Annotated in this window: 5 protein-coding genes; all 5 read left to right on the forward strand. The window is 40.7% G+C overall.

The features are described from left to right. The first annotated feature begins 189 nt into the window (after window positions 1-189). The 5 genes from KGY70_14010 (at window position 190) to lon (ending at window position 7,716) form a co-directional block, all read left to right on the forward strand. Window positions 190-1,233, forward strand: coding sequence for a hypothetical protein (locus KGY70_14010; GenBank protein ID MBS3776305.1), 1,044 nt, complete (start codon window positions 190-192; stop codon window positions 1,231-1,233). Between the two features lie 87 nt (window positions 1,234-1,320). Then, window positions 1,321-2,109: an amidohydrolase gene (locus KGY70_14015; protein ID MBS3776306.1), complete on the forward strand. Its 789-nt coding sequence runs from the start codon at window positions 1,321-1,323 to the stop codon at window positions 2,107-2,109. Between the two features lie 6 nt (window positions 2,110-2,115). Further along, window positions 2,116-4,341 (forward strand): bifunctional (p)ppGpp synthetase/guanosine-3',5'-bis(diphosphate) 3'-pyrophosphohydrolase, encoded by a 2,226-nt coding sequence (locus KGY70_14020; protein MBS3776307.1) that lies wholly within the window; start codon window positions 2,116-2,118, stop codon window positions 4,339-4,341. 84 nt (window positions 4,342-4,425) lie between these two features. Continuing rightward, on the forward strand, window positions 4,426-5,085 hold the full coding sequence (locus tag KGY70_14025; GenBank protein ID MBS3776308.1) for a hypothetical protein: 660 nt from the start codon (window positions 4,426-4,428) through the stop codon (window positions 5,083-5,085). Window positions 5,086-5,271: 186 nt separating this feature from the next. Continuing rightward, window positions 5,272-7,716 carry an endopeptidase La gene (gene lon, locus KGY70_14030; protein MBS3776309.1) on the forward strand — a complete coding sequence of 815 codons (2,445 nt, stop codon included), beginning with the start codon at window positions 5,272-5,274 and terminating at the stop codon, window positions 7,714-7,716. Window positions 7,717-7,731 lie beyond the last annotated feature (15 nt).

The following is a 7,731-nucleotide window of genomic DNA, read 5'->3' on the forward strand; positions in this document are numbered from 1 at the left end:
GCAGATTAAAAATTTGCATGCTTTTTTAAAAAACTCTTACTTTGGGCCGCTAAAATAAATAAGTGGCTCATGATAAATCGAAAGATTGCCAGAATTATTTCCGGTTTTTTTGCTGTTATATTTTTGCTGGCATTATTTTCTTTTCTGATCTGGTTCTTTAACCCTAAAAAAACATTAGAGGTGTTCATTTTGAATAAAACAGTACCCACAAAAGAACGTAATGAACACAAATCATTTCATTGGGTGCTGAACAACAACCGATATGTAAAATCCAACCACGACCGATATAAACTTAAGGAGGATTATTACGGTTTTTTCCCTATTGACCCCGAAGAACAACAATTTGATTTCAGGAATATTGCTCTGAGCGAGATAAATCAAATTTCCAGCAATACAGATATTGCTTATTATGCGGATACCTACGGAGTTTATTATAATGACTGGTATCAGAATTTGGAAGCAAAAACGAAAACGGAACAAAAAGTTTACGGGGGTCTGAATCAAAACGATTATTTGTTGCTTAAAGCGCTTATTGATAAAGAAAAGACCATTGTTACCGAATTTGTGCTATTGAATAAAACGACTTCTCCCCAGATAAGAAAAAAAACGGAGGAGCTGTTGAATTTTAATTGGGAAGGCTGGATAGGCCGATACTTTCATTCTCTGGATTTTGAAGAAAATCCCGACTTTCCAAAATGGATTGTGAACCTTTATGAGGAACAAAATGATGCAAAATGGAATTACAAAGGTTCCGGAATTGTTTTGATTCACAGATTCGGAACAACAATTGTATTGGAAGGATCCAGACATTTGACCCGGGACGTGCCTGAAATCCAAACTCAAAGAAAGTTTGCTGAAAAATTCGGACTTCCCCTAATCCTTGAGTATCCTTACTGGTTTGATATAGTGACGACAAATTCTCCGAATGAGACAGTGGCTCATTTTGAATTACCCACAACTGCTCTCGGTGATTCCCTGCTTGCCGGTTACGATATTAATGCAACATTTCCTGCCATTATTAACCATTCCGGAAGCTACAACCTGTATTATTTTGCAGGCGATTTCTGCCAAAATCCCGTTGATACGAGACTTTCTTTTTTTTCTGGTATACAATGGATTGATTTTCTTTTTTATTCCGATGATAAAGCAGACCGGGCAAAGTTTTTTTGGAAATATTATATCCCTCTAATGAAGGGAATACTGGAGGATACCTATACTGAGACCAATCCCTGATGGGTTCTGAAAATCAAACAGCATATTGGGAGATTTTCCGGAAAAAAGTTAAATTTGGAGTTCAGGTGGAAAATAACAACACATTGTATGAAAAATCACAATACCAACCTTACCGTAACAATCATCCAGACGAAACTGTTTTGGGAGCAAACCGACAGAAATCTAGATCATTTTAAGGCCAAAATTAACGAGATATCTCAGGAAACGGATCTGGTTATTCTTCCCGAGATGTTCAGCACGGGGTTTTCAATGCAGCCTGAAAAATTGGCTGAGCCCACGGAGGGTAAGACCCTAAAGTGGATGCAATCAATGGCTTCCGCAAAAAATGTCACATTGACCGGTAGTGTAATCATTCATGAAAACGGCAATTATTACAACCGGTTGTTCGTTGTATTCCCGGATGGCAGTTATAAAATCTATGATAAAAGGCATCTCTTCAGAATGGGAGAAGAGAACAAACATTACACGGCAGGCAAGAATAGGGTAATATTTAATTTGGGAAAGTGGCGCATATTACCGCTGATCTGCTATGATTTACGTTTTCCCGTTTGGAGCCGCAATCGTAATGATTATGATTTGGCACTTTATATTGCCAACTGGCCTGAAGTTCGAAGGCATGTATGGAGAACCCTTCTTATAGCCCGTGCAATGGAAAATCAAGTTTATATTGCAGGCGTGAACAGAATAGGTGAAGATGGTAACGGGCTCACTTACTCAGGAGATTCCATGGTGATAGACCCCCGTGGAAATATCCTGAGCACAACCGAATCCCATCAGGAATCCGTTGAAACACTGAACCTGTCTCTTGATGAATTGAACCGTTTCAGGGAGAAGTTTCCGGTTGGCAAAGATGCCGACGAGTTTGTCATAAAATAATGTGATATGCTTGAAACACAAGAGAAATTAAATTTCAAAGATCGCAGAAAGATCTACCTTCGATACAGAGATTTGCTTCAAAAATCCAAAGCTTTCCTGAAAGAAGAGGATACCGAAGTTATAAGAAAAGCTGTAGATGATGCCATCAGGCATTATCAAAATGAGAAACTGGCCAGCGGAGAACCCTTCATACTTCATCTTTTAGAGGTGGCAAGGATTGTGGTGGAAGAAATCGGTATGGCTACCAAGTCAGTATTGGCTAGTTTGCTTTACGATCTGGTACGAAGAGATAAGCTGACGCTTAATTATGTGGAAGAGGAGTACGGGCAAAAAGTCAGTGAAATTGTGGAAGGACTGCTTAAGATTTTTGAAATCAAAACAAGCGAAACCAAATTTCAGCCGGAGAATTTCAGAAAACTGCTGTTAACCCTTTCCAATGATATACGGGTAATATTAATACGCCTGTCCATCCTCCTTGACGAAATGAGGCGTATGGACTATATGCCCAAAGATCACCAGGTTAAAACTTCTGTTCAGACTTTTTCACTTTATGCCCCTCTTGCGCATCGTTTGGGATTATATTCCATGAAATCGGAGCTTGAGGATTTATCCATGAAATATACAGAAAGTGAAACCTACAAATCCATTATTAGTAAATTACAAAATACTACTGCCCGAAGGAATCGATTCATTAAGAAATTCTCCGATCCCATAAAGAAAGAACTGGACAACCAGGGATTCACTTATGATATTAAAGGCAGAACCAAGTCGGTATACTCTATATGGCGGAAAATGCAAGAACAGGGAGTTCCATTTGAACAGGTTTATGACATATTTGCCATACGAATCATTCTGGATACTCCGGCTAAAACAGAAAAAGCGGATTGCTGGAAAGTATATTCCATCGTATCCGATTTCTACCGACCCAATCCGGAGAGGCTGAGAGACTGGATTTCCAACCCCAAATCCAATGGTTATGAATCATTGCATACCACAGTGATTGGACCCGAAGGCAAATGGGTGGAAGTGCAAATACGGTCCAAACGAATGGATGACATAGCAGAGAAAGGATATGCAGCGCACTGGAAATACAAAGGAATTAAAGGAGATCAGGCTTTCGACAACTGGATGGGTAAAATACGGGATATTCTGGAGACCAGTGATGCCACATCTTCGGAAATTATCGACAACGTTCGTTTGAGCCTGCTTTCACAGGAAATCTTTGTATTCACACCCAAGGGAGAATTGATTCGTTTACCAGAAGGTGCATCTGTACTGGATTTTGCATTTGAAATTCATTCCGAAGTGGGCGCTCAGTGTGTCGGGGGTGTAGTGAACAATAAAAATGTTCCCATCAGGTACAAACTGAATAACGGAGACAGTGTAGAGGTGATTACCTCAAAGAACCAGAAACCCAAAAATGATTGGCTGGGCATGGTGGTTACCTCTAAAGCCAAGTCGAAAATCCGGCAATCTTTAAAGGAAGAATTGAGAAAAGAAGCCGATATGGGAAGAGAGCTCCTGAAACGGCGCCTTAAAAACTGGAAGATTCCCTTTAACCAGGACAATATCAATAAGCTGCTTAAATATTATAACATTAAAGAAGCCACCCGTTTTTTTGCCGATCTGGGCAATGAAAAGATTGATGTAAGTGAAATAAAAGATATTCTCACCGAAGAAAAAGAGCATGAAAAAAATGCAAAAGCAGGTGAAAGCGAAATCCAGGAAAAACCCACCGGGGAATCACAGAAAAAAGAGGTTGCCGAAACAGATGATTTTATACTTATAGGAGAAGAGCTAAAAGGAATCGATTACAAACTGGCCAAGTGTTGTAATCCCGTATATGGTGATGATATTCTCGGTTTTGTTTCCAAAACAGAAGGCATAAAAATACACCGTGCAGGTTGCGTCAATGCACAAAGATTGATGAGACAATATGAATACCGGGTGGTTCCTGTTCAATGGAAAAAAACCAGGGAAAAGTCCTCTTTTCAAACACGCATCAGGGTATCAGGGATTGACGAAATTGGAATGGTCAACCGCATTTCCGATGTCATTTCCAACTATATGAAAGTAAAAATGCGTTCCATATCCATTGATTCCGATGACGGCTTATTCGACGGCTATATCAATTTATATGTTTCCGATACAAAAACCTTGCAATCACTTATTAATAAACTGAAACAGGAAAAGGGTATCCTGAAGGTTACCCGAACTGATAAAAAAGGATGATTGATACTAAAATCGCAAAATAAAGCGTTTTAATTTATATTTTTATATAAATTTGTTCAAATATTAATTTAAAACTTAATGGAAATGAAAAAAATAATTTATTTCCTGATATTTACGGCCTTACCATTATTCGGATACACGCAGATGTATCAGCCTTTGCCCAATTTCTACAGGCCGATTGATTCGGATGCTATTCAAAAGGCAGATAACTCTCAGGAAGATAAAGTGGATTTCGGAGTTACCTTAGGTACCGGTTTTACATCATTTGGGGGACAATCGATGATGAACTCCTTTGTAGCACCAAGTCTTGATTATCAGGTTAATCCGAATCTCACACTGAATTTCACAGGAGTAATATCCAATTTTGATCAGACTCCTTTCGGTTCCGGGCCAAACCTGAGTCCTTCCGAAAGCGGTTTGATGCCCCTGAATAACAACAATTCCTTTGCCATTTCTGTTGGTGGTACTTATCAGCCGAATGAAAGAATGTACTTCAGGGCCCGGGGTCAGCATGCTGAAAATTCAATGAGGCCGTTTAATCTCTATCCCGGGCAAGACATGCACTCCTCTGATTATAACGCTTTATCCCTAGGTATGGGCTACAAAATCTCCGAAAATGCCAGCATAGATTTTGAATTCCGTTTTTCCGAAGGGAATAACCCTTATTATAATCCTTATTCACCCTACAACCGGCACAACTCTTTCAATTCGTTCAACTCATTCAACCGGCATCCTTTCTGGTAAAGAAACAGGGATGGAAAGCATTATAAAGGAACATATTAAAGCAGAAAGTCACTAACTTTCTGCTTTTTTTTATTCCCCTTAATTCCTGAGGCTATGTTTCACTGAAATTCAATATATTGAAAGTGGCATATTCCTTGTGCTTAGCAGCATAAATATGTATATTGGTATCTTAAAACAATAATAATTATGAGTGAAGATAAGAATAACAACAACCAAAACCAGCAACAAAATCAGGGCTATCAGAATCAGCAGGGGCAACCGGTATCCTCTGATCTCGCTATTGTTTCTGATATGTTACCTGACATTTTAACAGTTTTACCCGTCGATACCCGGCCATTTTTTCCGGGTATTACTGTACCTATGACTTTCACAGGTCCCAAATTTATAGAATCCATAAAAAATGTGGCCAACAGCAATCAGCCGTTTTTGGGGCTGGTTCTTGTAAAAGAACCGGATCAGCAGGATTTTATGAATTCGGAAATGTATGAAGTAGGAACGGTAGTTAAAATTCATAAGATCGTACCGGTTCAGGAGGATAGTATACAGGTATTGGTCCAGGGGCTGCAAAGATTTTCTCATATTAAGTCTGTCAGGAAAGATCCTGTACCTCAATGGCAGGTGAAATATTACAGCGATCCTGATGAAAAACCCTCGGAAGAGCTGAAAGCTTATACACTTTCCATTGTTTCATCAGTGAAAGAGCTGTTGAAGAAGAATCCGGTCTTCCAGGAGCAGATTAAAATGGTATTGAACCAAATCAGCATTGAAAAGCCTGGCATGCTGATGGACTTAATTACAGCCATGCTTACGGCCGACGGAGAAAAGCTGCAGGATATTCTTGCAACTTATGATCTCTATAAAAGGGCGGAGAAACTTTTGGTTCTGCTGAAGGAGGAGATTGAGCGCTCGCAGATACAGGAGGAAATTCAAAAGCAGATCAATGAGAAAGTCTCCACGCAGCAAAGGGAATTTTTTCTGAGGGAACAGCTAAAGGTAATTAAACGTGAATTGGGAATAGAAAAAGATGATAAGGAATCGGAGATTCAGAAATTTAAGGATCGGACGAAAAACCTGAAGCTTTCCGAGGAAGCTGCGGAGGTTATCAACAGTGAAATAGAAAAGATGCAAACTTTGGAACCCAGTTCATCTGAGTTTCAGGTTACACGCGCTTATCTGAATACATTAACAGAGCTTCCCTGGGGTATTTACAGCCAGGACAGGCTGGATATCCAGGAGGCCAGGAGAATTCTTGATCGCGACCATTATGGTTTGAAGGACGTTAAAAATCGTATTCTTGAATTTATCAGTACAGTTATAAAGAAAGGCAAGCACACAGGCACCATACTTTGCCTGGTAGGTCCGCCGGGTGTGGGAAAGACCTCTGTAGGCCGCTCCATTGCCGATTCCATGAACCGTAAGTTTTTCCGGTTTTCGGTTGGCGGTATGAGAGATGAAGCCGAGATCAAGGGCCACAGAAGAACCTATATTGGGGCAATGCCCGGAAAGGTAATCCAGAGCCTGAAACGTTCAGGTACCTCCAACCCGGTTATCATGCTGGATGAGATCGACAAGATGGGCGTCAGCTTTCAGGGTGATCCGGCGTCGGCATTGTTGGAGGTGCTGGACCCCGAACAAAACAAAGATTTTCTGGATCATTACCTGGATGTTCGATATGATTTGTCTAACATTCTGTTCATTACGACGGCCAATCAGTTGGATACCGTTCCGCAGCCACTGCTCGACAGGATGGAAGTGATCAAACTGCCAGGATACATCCTTCAGGAGAAAGTGCAGATAGCCAAGAAATATTTGATACCCAGGCAAATTAAAGCACATGGGCTAAAGAAAAGTGAAGTCAATATTTCGGATGAAGCCCTCAGGCGGATGATTGATGAGTATGCGCGAGAAGCCGGTGTGAGAAGCCTGGAAAAAAGCATTGCCAAGATTATGAGACAGGTTACCCTCAGGCAATCCGAAACCGGCCAGAAAAGGTTTTCCATTACCAAAAACAACCTGGAGAAATATCTGGGCAATCCCGTATTTACCACGGAGAAACTCTATACCAAAAAAATGCCTGGTGTTTCACTGGGTTTGGCCTGGACCTCTATGGGCGGAACGACAATGTATGTAGAAGCATCGGCTGTGAAGAGCAAAGAGAGCGGATTTAAGCAAACCGGCCAGCTCGGAAAAGTAATGGAGGAATCCTCTGAAATTGCTTATTCCTATATAAGATCTTTGCTGTGTGAACAACCTGATGGTGAAGATGGTATAGCTAAATATTTCAAGAACAATTTCATTCATCTTCACGTTCCTGCCGGTGCCACACCCAAAGATGGACCAAGTGCTGGAGTAACCATGGCGCTGGCACTTTACAGCCTGGCTATGAATAAACCGGTGAGGCAGGATCTGGCAATGACCGGTGAGCTTACCCTAACCGGTAAGGTATTGCCCATTGGCGGAGTCAGGGAAAAAACCATAGCTGCACGAAGAGTCGGGGTGTACAATCTGATTTTTCCTAAAGACAATGAGAAAGATTTTGATGAATTGCCCGATTATCTTAAAAAAGGAATAAAACCCCACTTTGTGGATTATTTTGACGATGTACTCAACGTAGCTTATAATCGTAAATAATAAGTACAAGTAATC

The organism is Bacteroidales bacterium (genome assembly GCA_018334875.1).
Taxonomy (GTDB): Bacteria; Bacteroidota; Bacteroidia; order Bacteroidales; family UBA12077; genus JAGXLC01.

What these genes read in the sequence shown, in the direction of transcription:
- KGY70_14015 (MBS3776306.1), top strand. Translation starts at nt 1,321, where the DNA reads ATGAAAAATCACAATACCAACCTTACCGTAACAATCATCCAGACGAAA.
- KGY70_14020 (MBS3776307.1), top strand. Translation starts at nt 2,116, where the DNA reads ATGCTTGAAACACAAGAGAAATTAAATTTCAAAGATCGCAGAAAGATC.
- KGY70_14025 (MBS3776308.1), top strand. Translation starts at nt 4,426, where the DNA reads ATGAAAAAAATAATTTATTTCCTGATATTTACGGCCTTACCATTATTC.
- lon (MBS3776309.1), top strand. Translation starts at nt 5,272, where the DNA reads ATGAGTGAAGATAAGAATAACAACAACCAAAACCAGCAACAAAATCAG.